We start from the raw sequence: 17,705 nt of genomic DNA, 5'->3' as shown, positions 1-17,705 counted from the left end.
CATGGAGACGATCATAGTATATCTGGATAATATGTTTGCGGGTCTGCCAAAGACTCCGGAACTGGAACATCTGAAGCAAGAGCTGCTATCAGGGATGGAGGAGAAGTACCTGGAGCTGAAGCTTGCTGGCAAGTCGGAGAATGAGGCGATTGGTATCGTCATATCGGAATTCGGCAATATTGAAGAGCTGACAGCGGAGCTTGGCATCGATCCAGTTGCGCCAGAACAGGCTATTCCGGTGCTGACGGAAGAAGAGGTTTACGCTTATGCGGCGGCCAGACGAAGCGCTGGATTATGGACGGGGATCGGCGTTTTTCTCTGCGCATGCGGAGTGGCGTTTTTGATCACCCTGGATACAATATTTGAAAATAAGGCTGTTATGAGTGATAAAGGTTCGATGCTGGGGCTGGTCGGAATGTTCGTGCTGGTCGCTATCGCGGTCGGGATGTTTATACACAGCGGAATGAAGCTGGATCGCTTTAAGAGTCTGGAGCAAGGCTTTCAGCTGCCTTATGCTCTAAAAATGGCGCTTCAACGCAGCCAAAGTCTTTATGCTCCGACTTACCGTCTTTCTCTGATTACAGGAGTCTGCCTATGCGTGCTGTCGCCGGCTTTTATCTTTACCACTAGCTATGTCAACGATGACTATGCTCCCTATGGAGTCGCTGCTTTTCTGTTTATTGCAGCTGTGGCGGTGTTTTTGTTCATCTATTACGGGAATATCCAGGGTACTTATACGAAGTTGCTGGAGGAGCCGAATATCACTGCAGAGAAGCAGGAAGAGAACCGATTTGTTGGAGTTGTTGGGGCTGTATTATGGCCTTTGGCGACGGCGATTTTTCTGTTCACGGGTTTTGTCTATGGGCGCTGGGACGTCAATTGGGCAGTATTCCCAATTGCTGGAGTTCTATCCGGCATGTTAAGCAATGTTCATCATGTTCTGAAACGTAAAGATATCTCCTGATGGTGTTAACTGCACTTGTACATTCCTGAACTAGATAGATTATATGTAAGGTATTCTACCAGTTGATTTTGCTGGAAGAATGCCTTTTTTTGTTGGATTTTAACAGGTGAGCTAAATGAGCCCTTTAATATTTTGACATTTAAATTTTAAGTACGGACTTGGACATATGTTGAGAGAAAGAGAATATGAATATACAACAATAATCTTGTTAAAGAGGCGACAATACATTAACTAGTTAGGAGAAATGATCGATGGAATTCGAACTGGGCAGCATTTTGAAACTAGTAAAACGTAGGCTGCTGTTCATTATTGTATTATGTATCGCTGCAGTCGGGCTCGCTGGTAGTGTTAGCTATTATGTTTTACAGCCGAAATACGAGGCGACAGCTTCTATACTTATTCAAGGAGACAGGCAGCAGAAAGCAATTAATGACATTATGGCCGGACAAAAACTGGTAACCACTTACGGGGAGATCATTCGAAGCAGCAGGATAGCGGAAGAGGTTGTCAGAAAGCTGCAGCTAAAAATGACAGCGGAAGAGTTACTCAAAAATGTGAAGACAAGAACCAATAGTGAATCACTCGTAACAACGGTAATTGTGACCAATTCAAAAGCTCAACGGGCAACAGATATCGCGAATGGCTTCGGAGAAGCCTTTAATGCGAATATTCAATCGATTATGGGAGTGGAGAATGTTGTATTTCTCGACCGTGCCAAGGTTCCTTCTGATCCTGTCTCACCTAAGCCGGTCTTCAATATGGCTATTGCCTTCGGATTGGCGCTGATTACCGGGATCGCAATCTCTATCCTCCGGGAAATGATGGAGAAACCCGTGAGAAGTGCCAAAGATATTCAGCTTGATTTGCAGCTTCCGCTTCTGGGAACCGTGGGCAAATTGAAGCCACGTAAACGGCGGAATAAAGCGAAAACCAAATCAGCAGAAGGAGCCACAAGTTATGAAGAAGAAGACGCCAAAATTATATTGCCTGGAACAACCGAAGTCATCTAACGGAGATCAATTCCGAAGCATACGCTCCAATATTCGTTATACCCGCGTTGGTGGAGAGATCCGCTCTTTATTAGTCACAAGCTCGCTTCCGGATGAAGGGAAATCAACGGTAGCGATAAACCTGGCGATTGCCATGGCGGAAGCTGGTAAGACAGTTCTACTCATTGATGGGGATCTACGTACGCCAACGGTGCATAAGGCATTTGATCTGCCTAATTGGATCGGGCTTAGCAGTATCTTAGTGGATCATACCCGCTTAGAGGATTGCATTATTTCTATTGAGGAAGCAGAAGGTTTGTCTGTATTGACCTCTGGTCCGATTTCACCAAATCCCGCTGAATTACTAGGCTCTGAAGGAATGAAGCGATTGTTTGCAGAGCTGAGCGTGCGTTTTGATACGATTGTCATCGACTCATCTTCTGTATTAATGCCATTTTCGGATGCCCTTATTTTGGCAACGATGACTGAGGGGGTATTGCTAGTTGTGAAATCCGGAAAAGTGCTCTTAAAGCACACGAGTTCTGCCAAGCACTTGTTAGAGCAGCAGGGAGCACATTTACTGGGAGCCGTATTGAATTATCGGAAAAAGAGCAGGCGTTCCAAGATTCGTGGTGAAGATTTTGCCGAGTGGGCCTCTTCTTCAGGAATGGTCTGACGTCTATGTCATTTGCTTCTCTTCGTTATTTGCTCGGGAATATCACTTACGCTGGTGCTCAGTTTGTGATTGTGATCCTGTTGAATAAATTCGGGTCATCGGCAATCGTGGGGCAATATTCGCTAGGGCTTGCAGTTACTGCTCCGATCTTTATGCTGTCGCATCTACATCTTCGTTCCGTATTAATCGTTGATTCATCGGGAAAATACTGTTTTGGAGACTTTCTGGGCCTTCGGCTGATAACAACCGCCCTTGCGTTTACGATTACCGCAGGCTTTTGCATTATGAGTGGTTTGGATTGGAATACAGCATTGGTTATTTTCTTCATCGGTCTGTATAGAATCGTTGAATCAATCAGTGATATTTTATTGGGCATCGTTCAAAAGGAGGAGAGATTAGATCAAATCTCAATCTCCAGAATGGCAAAAGGGTTATTCTCCATTCTAATCTTCATCCTCGTATTTATCCCTACACAGAGCCTTGTTCTTGCCTTGTTAGTCATGATTATCGGATGGTTAGCGATAACGATTGGATATGATGCTCGTAAAGCAAGAATATACACTTCTCTCAGGCCACTCTTCAACAAAAGAAGCCTATGGAGTTTACTGATCGTCAGTTCACCGCTAGGCGTGGTGTTGGCGTTGATGTCGTTAAATACGAATATCCCATTATACGCGATTTCCTATTTTAAAGGGGAGCATGACTTAGGTATTTATGCTTCACTCTCATATATGATTGTTGCCTGTAATGTTGTCGTCACCGCACTTGGTGAAGCCATAACACCACGTCTTGCCAGGTGGCATTCAGCCGGGAGACACAAGGAGTTTGTCACTTTACTCAGCCGAATGATAGCGATGGGTTTGGGTTTTAGTGCGGTCGCTTGTTTGATAGGGTGGTTGTTTGGACACAAGCTGTTAACCTTATTATTCAGTTCAGACGTGGCAGGAGAGTTAGGGTTGTTTCATTGGCTACTGGCGTCCACCATGCTGGTATTTATTTCATCCTACCTGTGGTACGCCATAACGGCTACCGGAAGGTACAAAGCCCAGATTCCATTGTTTCTGTGCACAGCATTCACTAATGGCTTATGTTGTCTGATCTTGGTACCTCATTACGGGGTAGTAGGTGCTGCGATGGGGGCTAGTTCGTCGTTATTTGTACAGATGATTGGCAGTGTAGTTGTGCTGTATCGTGTCATCGGAAAGGTAAGAAATCGGGAACAGCGGAAGCGGCAGCATAAGTTCTTTGTTTTATAGGAAAGTAGGAAAGTAGGAAAGTAGGGACTTGTATGACATCTGTATCTGTTGTAGGGAAGCCCTACACCATGCACAATTTATTTCTGTTTGCGGTCATGGGGTATATCATATGCCTTCCGGCACAGTTTGATTTTGGTGGAGCCTTCCGTATCGCCCCGTCGGATCTCTTCTTAATGTTAGGTTTGTTTGCCGCTGGATTTCATCTCAAATTGGACCGGAGGATATTCAGCTCATGGCATTGGGGCATGCTGTTCATTTTTGTTCTAGCTTCCTTTGTATCCATTTGGCGCAACGGCTTCATAACCCAATACGCCTTACTGCAAAAAGATATTGGATTCATACTCCTATTGTTGACCTACATCATGCTTGTGCAAGCCGTAGATAGCTGGGAACGGTTATATAAGATGCTCCGATTTTTCCTGATCAGTGTGCTGCTCTTAAATGGTGTTGCCCTATTCGCTTTTTTCAGCGGAGTAAAGGTTCCGTTTATGGTGCAAGACGGGCGGTTGTCCGGCATGTTAATTGATCCCAATGCATACGGAGGATTGCTGGTGACGGCTTTTGCCATTCATATCATGACGAGTGGGGAGAAGATAAAGCTGCTGCGGGGATGGGTCAGCATACTAGCGACGATAAGCTTAGCCGGGGGCATTATGATGACTTTCTCGCGCTCGTCATGGATTGGTCTCTTCCTTGTATTACTTACACTTTTGATTACCAAACCTTCCAGACTGCTCAAGATCGGAATGGGGTTTGGTGTAGCTTTTATAGCTCTGCTGCTGTATAAAGGCACCGCTTATCTAAATGTGCTGGAGTCTATGTCCAGCAGACCTTCCCAGATCCAGTCGCGTCTTGACATCATTGACAAAGCGGTGGATTGGATCGCACAAAGTCCATTATTAGGCATTGGGCTTGGTTCCTATAATTACGAACTGCGCATTATTATCCACAACACGCCAATATGGTTTTTGACTGAATTCGGCTTATTGGGCTTGATTGTATATGGAGGATTTATGATTTGGTTCTTCATTGTGGGTATCCGTTCTTATCGTGCAGCAGATCCCATTCATAGGCCAATTATTATGGCATTGCTGTTGTCCCATGCGGCGATGATTGGGTTATCGATGGGTATTGAGGCGTTATTCCAGCGGTATTGGTGGTTCATGATGGCGATGAACGGAGCTTGCATCCGGTTAACAGACAAAAACCTGAAAGGAGAGATGCCCTATCGAACCCAACACGTTGAACGGTCAACTGGGCGCAAGCTTCGACAACGAGCAGAGCAACCTCAATAAAAGCTCAAGTAAGGACATCGGGAGTATTCCAGCTGAGGGTGGCTTACAAGCAAAGGTTGCTTTTGTAGCCTCCATATATGGGCATTTCGAGAGTTTTCATTTACCTTACATGGTGTTATTGCTGCAAAAAGGGTGTGAAGTCCATGCTTACGCTCAGCCGGGCGAAGCCAGACAGCGCTTGGAACAGCGGGGAATTGTATGTCACGACGTACCTATACAACGAAGTCCTTTACAGTTGAAGAATTGGACGGCTCTGCGGATCTTAACGAAAAGCTTCCAAGCGGAAAAATTTCAGTTCGTCCATGTACATACACCAGTGGCTTCGATTCTCGGACGGATTGCAGCCCATAGAGCAGGTGTCCCTAGCGTATTGTATACAGCTCATGGTTTTCATTTTTTTAAAGGTGCTCCTTTTCTGAACTGGATGCTTTATTATCCGTTGGAGTATTTGATGGCACGTTGGACGGATGTACTGATCACCATTAATAGTGAAGATTATGAGCGTGCTCAGAAATTCCCTGTCCGAAAAAAAGTAACTTATGTGAGCGGAGTCGGGCTTGATCTTCAGGTATACGGTAGCGGTGAGGGGGATAATGAAATTGCAAAAATGATGGGGGAAAGTCGTCACCAGCTATTTGATTTACCTAAGAGTGACAATGATAATCCTTCATTCGTTGTTCTCTGCGTCGCTGAGTTAAATGCTAACAAGAACCAAAAACAGTTGATCGAAGCACTACATCATTTGGGTGATCAAGCAAGCGATATTCATCTAGCATTCGCAGGTACAGGTCCTTTCGAGCAAACCCTTATAGAACTTGCTACTCGGTTAGAGGTTAGGGATCAGGTGCATTTTCTGGGGTTCCGAAGAGATATACCGGATTTGCTACAAGCGTGTGATGTTGCGGCACTTGTGTCTTATCGTGAGGGGTTACCCCGGGCGATTATGGAGGCGATGGCAGCAGGCAAACCCGTGATCGGCACACATATTCGGGGCATTCGCGATTTGATTGAGCATGAGTCAACGGGCATGTTGGTTCCAGTAGATGATATTGCCGCTACGGCAAAAGCACTGGTTCAACTGCGAGCGGACGCAGCTTTGACCGTAGCAATGGGTAAGGCGAACAAGGACAGGATTATTCGCTATGGATTGCCAGCGGTGCTTCGTGAAATGGACTCGATTTATATAGAAGCGCTGAAAGAACCAGGGATAAAGCCATTTCCGTCTGAATTACAAACGGGTCTGACAGCAGATAGATAATTCATTCTCGCATATACGACAACAAACGAATAAACGAATAAACGAATAATTAGTTAATTAGGGAGAAAGAAGTGATGAAAATGCGGATCGTACGTTTAGTCATGTTGGATGCGGGAATTATAGCGGCTTCAGTGTGGCTTGTGTTTTTACTTCGGTTTGATTTTCAAATCCCTGAGCAGTACATGTGGATGCTTCCGTGGGCGATACTCATTCACATTATGGTGTACGCAGCGTTCTCATTTGGATTCAAGGTGTATAACAATATTTGGCGATACACCGGTATAGGTGAGTTATTGCAGCTGCTAAAAGTGAGTGCTTTAACACTCTGCGGAGTGGTCGCTGTCAATGTATCTGCGCATGTATTCGTCCCTTCCTATCGATTGCCGATTTCGATTTATTTTGCAGCGGGTTACGTATTTCTCGGCATTGCCGGCTTACGTTTAGTTAACCGCCTCATCAACGATAGATTCGAAACACTGGGAACAAAGGGTTCATCCGAAGGCAATCTGCTAATCGTTGGGGCAGGGAAAGCAGGCATCCTCGTTACCAAAGATATCAAGCATTCAAGATTTAAATTCATGAACCCAGTTGCCTTCATAGATGATGATATCTCAAAGCGCAAGCTGGAGCTTATGGGGTTGCCGATTGTCGGTAACCGTAACTTCATTCCCCAGGCAGTCGAGCAGCTGGATATTTCGTTCATTATCATCGCTTTGCCTACGGCTCCTCAAAAGGAATTACTGGAGATCATCGAAATATGCAAATCTACCAAAGCTCAGATCAAGTTAATGCCTAGTATGACCGATATTTTGGACGGGAAAATGGCCATTAACATGATCCGTGAAGTATCCGTAAATGATTTGCTGGGGAGAAGTCCCGTAGAAATTAATACGGAAGAGATTCGTGAGAATTTGGGAAGCGAGTGTATTCTCATCACGGGTGCAGGCGGTTCAATTGGTTCGGAATTATGCCGGCAATTGGCTGCGTATCGTCCGAAGGAAATGCTGCTTTTGGGGCATGGAGAAAATAGCATTTATCTTATTGAACAAGAGTTGCGACAGTTATATCCCGATCAGATCATTCATCCCATTATAGCGGACATTCAGGATGTATCGCGGATCGATAACGTTTTTCAAAAGTTCCGCCCCTCCATTGTGTATCATGCCGCTGCGCACAAGCATGTTCCTCTTATGGAGATGAATCCAGTAGAGGCAGTTAAAAATAATGTGATCGGCACAAGGAATGTAGCGGAAGCGAGTGCTAAATATGGCGCTAAACGGTTCATCCTCATCTCATCGGATAAGGCGGTTAATCCTACCAGTGTTATGGGGGCCACGAAACGAGCCGCGGAAATGATCATTAATGATCAGAATTCCTTAAGTAAGACGGTTTTTGCCGCTGTACGTTTTGGTAATGTGCTGGGCAGTCGTGGCAGTGTCATTCCGTTATTCAAAAGACAAATCGAAAACGGCGGCCCGGTGACGGTTACACATATGGATATGGTGCGTTACTTCATGACGATACCCGAAGCGGTACAGTTGGTTATTCAAGCAAGTGTGCTGGCACAAGGGGGAGAAGTGTTTGTGCTGGATATGGGTAAGCCAGTTCGTATATACGATCTAGCGAGGGATTTAATCCGCTTGTCGGGTCTCGAGCCTGACAAAGATATTCCCATTGTGGTCACTGGCATTCGTCCTGGAGAAAAATTGTTTGAGGAGCTTTTGACTGAAGAAGAAGGGTTATTGGTCACTAACAACTACCGTATTATGATTAGCCGCCCGCAAAGTGTCTCCAGATCTGAACTGAATTTGGTGTTGGGGGTTCTGGAGAACTTGTGCAAACGGTATGAACTGATGCCAAGCAGTCATCAGATCAAAAAACTGCTAAAGCAGCTAATTCCAAGCTATTCGGGCTTTCAGGAAGAACCGCAGGTGGGCACACATGATCTTGAACGCATTAAATCCGAAGTTCATGCGGGAATCTGACCTATGAAGTCGACTAAGCATTCATGGATGACAAGATTATGGGGCAAGCGCGACAAGGCAATTACAGGTAAACGTTCACGCATGCGGCGGGTGGGACGATACAGCCTGATTGTTATTCTTGTTGTGGTTGTAGTTGGGGGGATCTGGATTGGAGGGATATTGAATCCAGACCATCGTTTTAATAAGGCGATACTTAACCCCTTGACGATCCCTAGCTCTAATGTGGTTACGGACAATGAAGCGATGGTGCAATCGCTCAGCACACCAGCCCCACAAGCGCAAACGGATGAGCTTACCCTTATAACGTCTACACAGACTCCAACTGCGGTGACATCTCCAACAGACAAGAAAAGCTCATCCTTTAATGTAGTGCTAATTGGAACAGACACTTGGGGCGGAGAAAGCTCGCGGGCAGATACGATCATGGTTGCCCATGTGATGCCGGATCAACGGAAGGTGAATATCGTATCTGTGCCGCGGGACACGCGGGTTTATGTGCAGAACGTCGGTTATACCAAGATCAATCATGCACATATCGTTGGTGAAACAAAGGGTGGGAATCAGCAGGGTACGCTGACACTGATTCAAGCCGTTAGTGATTTTATGAATATTCCTATTCATTACTACATCAAGACGAACTTCTCCGGTGTTCGTGATTTCATCGATTCGATCGGCGGGATCGATATGCTGATTGATCAGGATGTGACCATCACTCCGGAGATCACCATCAAGAAAGGTGAGCAGCATCTGGATGGTGCCCACACGCTTTATTTAGCAAGGGAGCGCTACTCGACTCCGGAGGGTGACTTTAGCCGCCAACGGGAGCAATTCAATATCGTTCGGGCTGTAGCCAAAAAGCTATTAAGTCCGGAGCATATTCCTGATCTAGCGGGACTGCTACTGCGTGAAAAGAAAGACATTATTGATACGAGTTTTAGTGACAGTGATTTGATGAGCTTAGCTTGGCTATTCAAAGGAATGGATTCCGCAGATTTTGCTTACGAACAGATTCCTGGCCATAACAGCTCTGCTCTAGATCCGCTCGTCCGAACCAAAGTGTATTATTGGAGTGCAAATCCGGAAGAGGTAAAGTCACTTACAGAACGTCTTTTTACGGAATAAGAGAAAGGCGGGGGAAAGACTACCATGTATCGCCATATGAAGCGGGGCTTCGATTTGGTGGGAGCGATCGTTATGTTAGGTGTGTTTAGTCCGGTCATGGCTGTGGTGGCGTTGCTGCTTCGGATAAAGCTGGGAAGTCCTATTTTGTTCAAGCAGCAGCGGCCGGGAATGGGAGAAAGACCCTTCTACATCTACAAGTTCCGAACCATGGCTGAAATGTATGATGCGCAGGGCCAGCCGTTATCGGATGCTCGGCGTTATATCAAATTCGGCGGATTGATTCGAAAGCTGAGTCTGGATGAGCTCCCGCAATTAGTAAATGTTGTGAAGGGAGAAATGAGTCTGATCGGACCAAGACCTTTGCTCATCCGTTACAGCCCGCATTACTCTGAACGGGAGCGGCTGCGATTTACTGTAAGACCCGGAATAACGGGATTGGCGCAGGTATCTGGACGTAATACTTCGGAGTGGAAACAGCGGCTCTCCTATGACGTTACCTATGTTGAGAAGCTAAGCTTTAGATTAGATGCGTTGATCTTATGCAAAACTGTGCTGAAGGTGATCCGCCAAGATGACGTTGTGGCCAATCCGGGTGAGCATAGTCTGCCGCTCGATGAGTACAGAATGAACCAAAAGGAGGGGTCGGCATGAATTTGCGGTTTAGTCCGCTTCAGGAAGATGATATTCACCTTGCATGCCGGCTCTTACAGAGCAACTTGCCAGAGTCGGTCTACAATCAAACCATATTCGCCTGTGGCGGTTATCCCGAATATTTGAAAGCAGCATGTAAATGCGGAAGCCATTCAGCAACACTGCTGATTGGTGCCTATTCTGAAGACCTTCTTATTGGATTCGCTGAATGGCGAAGAATGGAGCAGATGCTGGTTCTGAATAACTTGAATGTGGACGCAGCTTATCGAAAAGACGGCATCGGCGGCAAGCTTATGGCGTACGGGGAGACGTTGGCCCAAAAGGATGGCATTTCGAAGCTGGCACTTGATGTATTTTCGTGGAATGAGCAAGCTCATGCTTGGTATTTGCGGCTTGGTTTTGCAGAGGAAGGCCGGACTTACTGGTATGTAAGAGATTTGGCTCCATCGATTGATAGGGATAGAGAAGCATTGGCGTACATCATAGATGATTATCCGATGGCAGAGGCATATCATCAAAAGTATGGATTCTCTTCTCTTAAGATTAGAACGAAGGAAGAGACTTCAGTTGTGGGCCGGTTAGGTGAACAGTATTATCGTATCCAACTGCAAAGTGGAGGGTGGAGTGGCTGCAATCTTTTGACAGACGTATTAATGGATTTAGACCGGGAGAAAAGGCTATTGTTGCTTTCTTCAGATGCTTATTTGCGTGAGCGAGACCCCGGGCTAATCTTAAGCACTGAAAGTATACGTATGATCAAAATATTGGAGAATCAAGAGGTGTTGTATGAGTAACTTTATCGTGTTAGGCAGCTCTAGTTCAGCGGAATGGGATGCCTATTTGAACCAGTTAGAGACGAAGGATATCTATTTCTCCTCAGCGTTTTTTCGGCTGTTTGAGGATGGAGAGCATCAGCAGGCAGAGCTGTTTGTTTTTAAGCAGGGAGACCAGCTCATAGTTTATCCTTACTTACTTCGCTCCATAAGCCATCTTCCTGCCGTAATCCAACTGGGGCTTGAAGGCGATTGGTACGACATTAGTACACCCTATGGATACGGGGGACCGATATCGAATCTCCCTCCGGGAGCCGAACGAAGTGAGCTGTACCGGCAATTCAGTGAAACGTTCACGGATTACTGTAGAGAGAAAAAGATCATGACCGAGTTTGTAAGATTTCATCCCTTGATTGGCAACGCTACGGAATATCAAAGTGGTCTGACCACCGAATGGAATAGGAATACAATTTATATTGATTTGACTGTGGGTTCGGAGTCAGAGCTCATCCGGCATTATGGCAGCAATCATAAACGGAATATTCATAAATTAAAGTCCGCACCCTTTACGATTCGAAATTCGAATCTGAAGGATCGTATTGAGTCCTTCAGTGAATTGTATTACGGAACACTAAACGATTTACAGGCGGATTCTTTTTATTATTTTCCCAAAAAATTTATAGAAGATACTAGTCATCTACTTGAGGGGAGAGTAGAGCTATTCGAAGCTATGGATGGGGAGAAAACGGTGGCGACCAGCATCGTGTTACATGAACGACCGTGGATGCATTATCACCTATGTGGTTGGGATCGCGCCTATCTGCAGTGGTCACCTACCAAATTGCTAATACACGCAGCAGCCAAGTGGGGGATGGAAAATGGCTTTGAATGTTTTCATCTTGGCGGGGGATATAAGGGGAATGACGACTTATTTCAATTCAAGCACAGATTCGCGACACAACTGGAACCCCTTGACTATTACTTAGGTAAACGAATTTTTTACCCAGAGTTGTATGAGCGGATCATATCCTTTTGTGACACCAGAATATCAGGAAATTACTTTCCGCTCTATCGGCATCCAGATCTCGATATGATATGTATTCCATCTGAAGAAATCGGTCCAAATGGAGAAAGGAGCTTCGCATGAGCATTAGTCAAACGAGCATTCTGCCACGAATCTTGTTATCCCCGCCGCATATTAGTGGTCGTGAGCAGGTCTACATGGAGGAGGCGATACACTCTGGTTGGATTGCTCCTATTGGTCCGCAAGTTGATGCGTTCGAGCGGGAGATGGCCGCCTACACAGGATCAAAGGGTGCACTAGCGTTAAGCTCTGGCACGGCGGCGATTCATCTCGCACTTCGTCTAGCCGGTGTCACACAAGGAGATTACGTGATCTGTTCTACGCTCACGTTCGTTGCTAGCGCCAATCCTATTTTATATTTGGGGGCCACCCCCGTATTTGTCGATTCAGAGCCTGAGACCTGGAACATGTGTCCGCTAGCTTTTCAGCGGGCCTGCCAAGCTTTGAATGACAAAGGGCTGCTGCCAAAAGCGGCTGTTGTCGTCAATTTATACGGACAAAGTGCAGACATGGCGCCCATTGTAGAAATAGCTGACCGATATGGAATTACCTTGATTGAAGATGCTGCCGAATCACTAGGTGCTTTCTATCAAGGCAAGGCCAGCGGAACCTGGGGCCGATTCGGAATCTATTCTTTCAACGGAAATAAGATTATTACGACGTCAGGTGGGGGCATGCTCGTATCCGACGATACCGAAGCCTTAGATCAAGCGCGCTTCTGGTCTACGCAAGCCCGAGACACTGCCCCTCATTATCAACATTCCGAAATGGGATACAACTATCGGTTAAGCAACCTGTTGGCAGCCATAGGACGCGGTCAATTAGAACTGCTTGAAGAGCGAGTAGAGCGTCGCAGATCTATTGGCCGGCGATATAGGGAACGTTTAGGTTCCATACCGGGTCTTCATTTTATGCCGGAAGCGCGCAATTGTCGCAGCACGCACTGGTTGAGTGCGCTGACCATCGATGAAGAAGTGGCGGGGTTCTCTTCACAACAACTCCTGTCATGTCTGGAACAGCACAATATCGAAGCTAGACCTGTATGGAAACCGCTGCATTTACAACCCTTGTTCGAGAGCAATTACTACTATCCTTACAGTGAGGAATACAGTGTATCGGATAAATTATTTTCAACAGGTGTCTGCCTGCCTTCTGGAAGCTCTTTATCGGATGAGGATTTGGAACGTGTCGTTTATGCGATAGAGACATGTAACCAATACCGTTGATTCATCTTATTTAGCCTTCCATCCGCTGGCAGCTGATCCGCTTTCCTTCACATAAAAAGTGGCTTGTGCCGTGCCATCCGTCCGCATGGCCAGACTGCCAACTGGGGCGGTTACGACTCCCTCGGGCGAACCCTCTACTATGAACACCGCGGGCAACACTGCCCCCCCAGTGAGGCGAATGGCCCGTTTGAAGTTACCGTAGGTCGAGAACCATTCAGGGAGCGAATATGGATTATACAAGGTTCCTAGTGATGTGCCTTGCATGCCGATTAGTGTTTCGAATTCTAGAATTCGCTTTACCTTCACTGCTCGGGTATCAAACACCGCTACATTATTGAGGCGCAGAGACGGTTTAGCTGCACCGTAAGAAGAGACTAGCACTACCTGATTGGTTCCGCTATTGCGGACGATCATATTGTCGACAGTAGCCATCGCGTCAGACTCCGTTGTGAATAAATGCAAGGTATTGCCCGTTAAATCCTGTGCATCTATCGTCCCCACATAAAGATCTCCTCCGTCGATTCGGACACCACTTGCTAAGGTGGAACCCGAACCGTACATTCCTAACGAACCGATATGCAATCTTGGTTTACCTCCGGCAGCATTAAACGCTGTATAGATCGCAGGGCCCCCGATGCCATCGAACTTGGCGCTAGCGATATCAATAAATTGTGAATAGATCGTCTGTAGACCGAAGCTAGCTTTATGATCGGTGGAGCGGATAGCCAAGTGATTGATTTTCAACGTCAGTCCATAGGACAGTAAGGCTGGACTTACCGATCCGCTTACACGCATATCTAGTGAACCGATGTCGAGTGTCCAGAGTCTAGCGATAGCATCTGTAAGCCCTGCTGATAGATCGTTACCGAAACCTATGGTTGTCAAGGAGTCGAATCGCTGATAAAAGCTGCGCGTTCCTTTAAAGACATCGGGTTCAAGATCGAGAGAGTTAGCACCAGTAAAACCAGGCGCGCCACCGCGGCTATTATTCAGAACCGCTCTGTTGACATGAAGCTGGTCTACAAAATGGACCACAAAGTTCTTTCGTCCAGCAGTCTCACCGCGTGCATATCCGATGTGCACATTAACGGAGGGGATTTCTTCTGTCCCCCCAATGAAGATATTATCCCCATAGCAATCGTGAGAGTACACTGACTCTATCGTTATATTTTGCGAAGAAGAAATGAACAAGCCGTGAAGCTGATCGTTGACGGCTGTTTTAACAGTCGATGCACTTCCATCAATTTCAAGGGTGCCCGCGATTGTAATATTTGAGGCATTTAAGATTACTAGAACCCTAGTGTCTGAGGGTGGGTTCGGGGCAAGCACAAGTTTGGAGCCGGCTTCAAAGCTTAAATTCGTTTTGGCTGGAATTCGAAGACACCACCAGTCGAGGATGGAGGGGTTACGCATGCGTCCCGAAGATACCTTATATACACCTGGAGGAAAGATTACTACTTTGTTTTTGGCGTTTCCCGCATTGATAGCATTTTGAATCGCTACTGTATCGTCCTTAATACCGTTTCCTACAGCGCCGTACGATCGGACGTTCACATAACCGTTAGTCTCAGGGTCTATTTTAATAGATGTGACCGCACCATCAGAAAGGATGGACGTAGTCACCGAGCTGTCTGGAATAGGGGCAGTAGCCATATACTTCACTCCTTTATCCTTTGATTTTGTATTTTATGTGAATTTTTCGGGGAATGCACGGTACAAAGATCACTCTTAGCGGGCGAAAGGAGTTTTTTATTTTGAAGGTATTGGTAACTGGGGGGGTAGGCTTTATTGGATCCCATGTGGTTGATCGGCTAATAAAAAAGGGCATAGAAACTGTGATTGTAGATAATGTATCCGGAGCCTCCGGTCTGACTTATATGAATCCTGCTGCGGTTCTGTATAAGTACGATATTCGGGATGAGACTTTGCATGAGGTGTTTAACCTTGAAAAGCCAAATGCAGTCATTCATCTGGCTGCACAGATCGACGTCAGAGAATCACAGCGGAACCCGTTATTTGATGCGAATGTGAATATTGTTGGCACGCTGAATGTACTGCGCATGTGCGAGATCCATCAGGTTCAAAAGCTAGTTTATGCCTCGTCGGCAGCGGTTTATGGGAACCCGGAATATTTGAGCATTGATGAGCAGCATCCCTTAAATCCCGAGTCCTGCTATGGTGTATCCAAAAGTGTACCAGAGTCATATATTCGGATGTTTGCCAGCTTACATGGGCTGAAATATACGATTCTGCGTCTCGCTAATGTATATGGGCCAAGGCAAAGTTCGCATGGAGAAGCTGGCGTTGTATCCGTTTTTCTGGATCGCATAAAGCAAGGGAAGGATCTCGTAATCTATGGGGACGGTGAGCAGACTAGAGATTTCGTCTATGTGGAGGATGTGGCGCAAGCGTTCGTTGACGCGGTTCAGACCGAAGGCAGGGTGAATAATGAGACGATGAATATTAGCTGCGGAATACCAACCTCGATAAATACGATGGTTCGGATGTTAGGGGACATCACGGGTCGGGATTTCTTGACAACCTATGCGGAGCCCCGTCCGGGGGATATTCTCCATAGCTATTTAAACAATCAAAAAGCCCAGGAATTATTGTCTTGGTTCCCTAACCATAACTTTCATACCGGGCTGGAAAAAACAATTACTGACCGCTTAAGTGTAGGAAGCGCAGTAGATCATTAAAAGCACCCATTGAAAGGGGCACTCCGCATGGAACGCAAAATGAACTCGGAAATGTTCGTTCTTCGTAGTGTAGCCTGCTTAAGTATAGCCCTGCTGCATGCTCTTTACCGGGTTTATGACGATGGAAATACATCTTGGGTAGAGTCGGTGGGTTTACTGCTAACGTTTGGCACACCTGTATTCGTATTTATCTCCCAATTCGTGTTGTCATTTGCCTATCCCAATGAAATTCCAGCGAGATTTTGGGAGAAAAGAATCAAGTATATTTTATTTCCTTACTTTTTTTTCGGGACCTTGTATGCAGGACTAAAAGGATTGGAGCTGTCGAGTAGTGACGGCATTCCTTTGCTGCAGGCTTTTTGGTATTACCTCTGGCGTCATTTGCTGATTGGAGATTTCCATGGCTATTTTATACTGATTATCTTTCAGTTTTATGCTTTATTCCTCTGGTTTCAGACGTATGCGAAGCGGCTTAACCCCCGCAATGTTCTAATTGTATCGTTCCTTATTAACGTTATCTATTTGGGTTTCTTCAACTTTACTACGCCCGCAGATACGGCAGCCGCCCATTATTTCTGGGATAAAATGTACTGGATTTTCGCACCTGGTTGGATTTTTTACTTTACAGTAGCCTATTACTTGGGACGAAATGAGCTGTGGTTCCGGGAAAAATTAAAAAAGTTCCGCATAGCCGTATACACGCTCCCGGTTCTGACAGGTGCGCTAGTGCTGTTCGTGAATAGTCAAGGCTGGATAACGGCGCATAGCTCCAAAAGAATTGATATGCTTCTATTCGCCTTAAGCATGATTTTGCTGCTCTTCTCCGTGGCATCGAAAATGAAGAAAGTGCCACGTGTACTGGAATGGAGCAGCAGATATTCTTTTGGCATATACTTGCTTCATCCTTTGCTATTGGCTATATTCGTTAAGCTTCCAGCTTCATTTGGGTTGCAAAACCTTGGACTATTTAGTGTTCTGCTGCAATTTGTCGGTTGTGTGGTAGGCTCGGCACTTATAATGAATTTAGCGAATCGTATTCCTGGCGGAGCGTATGTATTCGGTCGGATCGGCGTTGGGATAAACCCAAGCAAACCACCGAAATCGCTGGATAAGCCGATAACTCCGAATATTGGGAATGCAAACTAGCTTGGATTTGAGCGGCCGCTAATCGTCTGTGTTAAGGTGATTAGTGGTCTTTTTTGTTTTTGTATTATTGCGATTACTTCGCTAATTACATTGCTAATTACATTTGCTATTACATCGCGATTACATCGCACTAGCAGCACCCTCTCAATTCTCATTAAAAAAGCAAAATAGTTGTAAAAAGTACATTTAAGCTCTTATGCTCGCAGCTTTAGGGCAGTTTAATTGCATATTTTACAACTATTATTCTAGAATCCCGCCATATTGAGGCAAGTGCTCGTATTTAAGTGTACAGAGTGCAACTAAATCCACAAAGGCTACCCTCAAAGCATATATAGTTGCACAAAATGCAATTAAACAAACTTCGTCGTTACCACGCCTTAGCTGCACTGTGCGTTGGTGGTAAATGCAATTAAACAAACTTCGTCGTTACCACGCCTTAGCTGCACTGTGCGTTGGTGGTAAATGCAATTAAACAAACTTCGTCGTTACCACGCCTTAGCTGCACTGTGGCGCATTGGCGGTAAAGTCCCAGTATAATTGTTGTATTGTGGTCAGTTCACACGAGGTCTTGTTTGTCGGAC

General features: G+C 45.8%; 15 protein-coding genes. 14 read left to right on the top strand and 1 reads right to left on the bottom strand.

The genetic code is table 11. The features are described 5' to 3' along the window. Position 1 precedes the first annotated feature (1 nt). From NST40_RS18715 to NST40_RS18660, 12 genes are all read left to right on the top strand, one after another. On the top strand, positions 2–964 hold the full coding sequence (locus tag NST40_RS18715; protein WP_076129752.1) for a permease prefix domain 1-containing protein: 963 nt from the start codon (positions 2–4) through the stop codon (positions 962–964). Between the two features lie 251 nt (positions 965–1,215). Beyond that, a complete protein-coding gene (locus NST40_RS18710) occupies positions 1,216–1,974 on the top strand; it encodes a Wzz/FepE/Etk N-terminal domain-containing protein (protein ID WP_076277772.1) in 759 nt (252 codons plus the stop codon). Continuing rightward, on the top strand, positions 1,922–2,629 hold the full coding sequence (locus tag NST40_RS18705; RefSeq protein ID WP_076277771.1) for a CpsD/CapB family tyrosine-protein kinase: 708 nt from the start codon (positions 1,922–1,924) through the stop codon (positions 2,627–2,629). Before NST40_RS18710 ends, NST40_RS18705 begins: the two co-directional genes overlap by 53 nt. A 5-nt stretch (positions 2,630–2,634) precedes the next feature. Next, positions 2,635–3,885, top strand: a complete 1,251-nt coding sequence (locus NST40_RS18700; RefSeq protein WP_342409883.1) for an oligosaccharide flippase family protein — start codon at positions 2,635–2,637, stop codon at positions 3,883–3,885. A gap of 68 nt (positions 3,886–3,953) precedes the next feature. After that, positions 3,954–5,180 (top strand): O-antigen ligase family protein, encoded by a 1,227-nt coding sequence (locus tag NST40_RS18695; RefSeq protein ID WP_076194873.1) that lies wholly within the window; start codon positions 3,954–3,956, stop codon positions 5,178–5,180. Continuing rightward, positions 5,128–6,438 carry a glycosyltransferase family 4 protein gene (locus NST40_RS18690; RefSeq protein ID WP_081387637.1) on the top strand — a complete coding sequence of 437 codons (1,311 nt, stop codon included), beginning with the start codon at positions 5,128–5,130 and terminating at the stop codon, positions 6,436–6,438. Before NST40_RS18695 ends, NST40_RS18690 begins: the two co-directional genes overlap by 53 nt. A 74-nt stretch (positions 6,439–6,512) precedes the next feature. Further along, a complete protein-coding gene (locus NST40_RS18685) occupies positions 6,513–8,423 on the top strand; it encodes a nucleoside-diphosphate sugar epimerase/dehydratase (protein ID WP_076194875.1) in 1,911 nt (636 codons plus the stop codon). Positions 8,424–8,426: 3 nt separating this feature from the next. After that, positions 8,427–9,545, top strand: a complete 1,119-nt coding sequence (locus NST40_RS18680; protein WP_256719086.1) for an LCP family protein — start codon at positions 8,427–8,429, stop codon at positions 9,543–9,545. A 24-nt stretch (positions 9,546–9,569) separates the two neighbouring features. Continuing rightward, positions 9,570–10,196, top strand: coding sequence for a sugar transferase (locus NST40_RS18675; RefSeq protein ID WP_076129746.1), 627 nt, complete (start codon positions 9,570–9,572; stop codon positions 10,194–10,196). Next, the gene (locus NST40_RS18670) at positions 10,193–10,990 is read left to right on the top strand and encodes a GNAT family N-acetyltransferase (protein ID WP_076277769.1); all 798 of its coding nucleotides are present in this window, start codon (positions 10,193–10,195) and stop codon (positions 10,988–10,990) included. Before NST40_RS18675 ends, NST40_RS18670 begins: the two co-directional genes overlap by 4 nt. Next, complete coding sequence (locus NST40_RS18665) at positions 10,983–12,116, top strand: GNAT family N-acetyltransferase (RefSeq protein WP_076219539.1); 1,134 nt, start codon at positions 10,983–10,985, stop codon at positions 12,114–12,116. The genes NST40_RS18670 and NST40_RS18665 overlap by 8 nt, the downstream gene beginning before the upstream one ends. Further along, on the top strand, positions 12,113–13,279 hold the full coding sequence (locus NST40_RS18660) for a DegT/DnrJ/EryC1/StrS family aminotransferase (protein WP_076277768.1): 1,167 nt from the start codon (positions 12,113–12,115) through the stop codon (positions 13,277–13,279). The genes NST40_RS18665 and NST40_RS18660 overlap by 4 nt, the downstream gene beginning before the upstream one ends. Positions 13,280–13,285: 6 nt before the next feature. On the opposite strand, the gene NST40_RS18655 is transcribed toward NST40_RS18660, so the two are convergent. After that, complete coding sequence (locus NST40_RS18655) at positions 13,286–14,932, bottom strand: glycosyl hydrolase family 28-related protein (RefSeq protein ID WP_076277767.1); 1,647 nt, start codon at positions 14,930–14,932, stop codon at positions 13,286–13,288. A gap of 101 nt (positions 14,933–15,033) precedes the next feature. Between NST40_RS18655 and NST40_RS18650 the strand changes: the two genes are divergently transcribed. Together NST40_RS18650 and NST40_RS18645 are read left to right on the top strand one after the other, a co-directional pair. Continuing rightward, positions 15,034–15,978, top strand: coding sequence for an NAD-dependent epimerase/dehydratase family protein (locus NST40_RS18650; protein ID WP_076277766.1), 945 nt, complete (start codon positions 15,034–15,036; stop codon positions 15,976–15,978). Between the two features lie 27 nt (positions 15,979–16,005). Continuing rightward, positions 16,006–17,124, top strand: a complete 1,119-nt coding sequence (locus NST40_RS18645; RefSeq protein ID WP_076277765.1) for an acyltransferase family protein — start codon at positions 16,006–16,008, stop codon at positions 17,122–17,124. Positions 17,125–17,705 lie beyond the last annotated feature (581 nt).

Origin of the sequence: Paenibacillus sp. FSL R10-2778 (assembly GCF_038593035.1) — a bacterium.
Taxonomy (GTDB): domain Bacteria; phylum Bacillota; class Bacilli; order Paenibacillales; family Paenibacillaceae; genus Paenibacillus_AQ; species Paenibacillus_AQ odorifer.
This window is presented reverse-complemented; position numbering and strand designations above follow the sequence as displayed.

Coding starts and splice junctions, on each gene's coding strand:
- NST40_RS18655 (WP_076277767.1), bottom strand. CDS start 14,932: ATGGCTACTGCCCCTATTCCAGACAGCTCGGTGACTACGTCCATCCTT.
- NST40_RS18660 (WP_076277768.1), top strand. CDS start 12,113: ATGAGCATTAGTCAAACGAGCATTCTGCCACGAATCTTGTTATCCCCG.
- NST40_RS18710 (WP_076277772.1), top strand. CDS start 1,216: ATGGAATTCGAACTGGGCAGCATTTTGAAACTAGTAAAACGTAGGCTG.
- NST40_RS18715 (WP_076129752.1), top strand. CDS start 2: ATGGAGACGATCATAGTATATCTGGATAATATGTTTGCGGGTCTGCCA.
- NST40_RS18685 (WP_076194875.1), top strand. CDS start 6,513: ATGAAAATGCGGATCGTACGTTTAGTCATGTTGGATGCGGGAATTATA.
- NST40_RS18675 (WP_076129746.1), top strand. CDS start 9,570: ATGTATCGCCATATGAAGCGGGGCTTCGATTTGGTGGGAGCGATCGTT.
- NST40_RS18695 (WP_076194873.1), top strand. CDS start 3,954: ATGCACAATTTATTTCTGTTTGCGGTCATGGGGTATATCATATGCCTT.
- NST40_RS18705 (WP_076277771.1), top strand. CDS start 1,922: ATGAAGAAGAAGACGCCAAAATTATATTGCCTGGAACAACCGAAGTCA.
- NST40_RS18645 (WP_076277765.1), top strand. CDS start 16,006: ATGGAACGCAAAATGAACTCGGAAATGTTCGTTCTTCGTAGTGTAGCC.
- NST40_RS18700 (WP_342409883.1), top strand. CDS start 2,635: ATGTCATTTGCTTCTCTTCGTTATTTGCTCGGGAATATCACTTACGCT.
- NST40_RS18670 (WP_076277769.1), top strand. CDS start 10,193: ATGAATTTGCGGTTTAGTCCGCTTCAGGAAGATGATATTCACCTTGCA.
- NST40_RS18665 (WP_076219539.1), top strand. CDS start 10,983: ATGAGTAACTTTATCGTGTTAGGCAGCTCTAGTTCAGCGGAATGGGAT.
- NST40_RS18680 (WP_256719086.1), top strand. CDS start 8,427: ATGAAGTCGACTAAGCATTCATGGATGACAAGATTATGGGGCAAGCGC.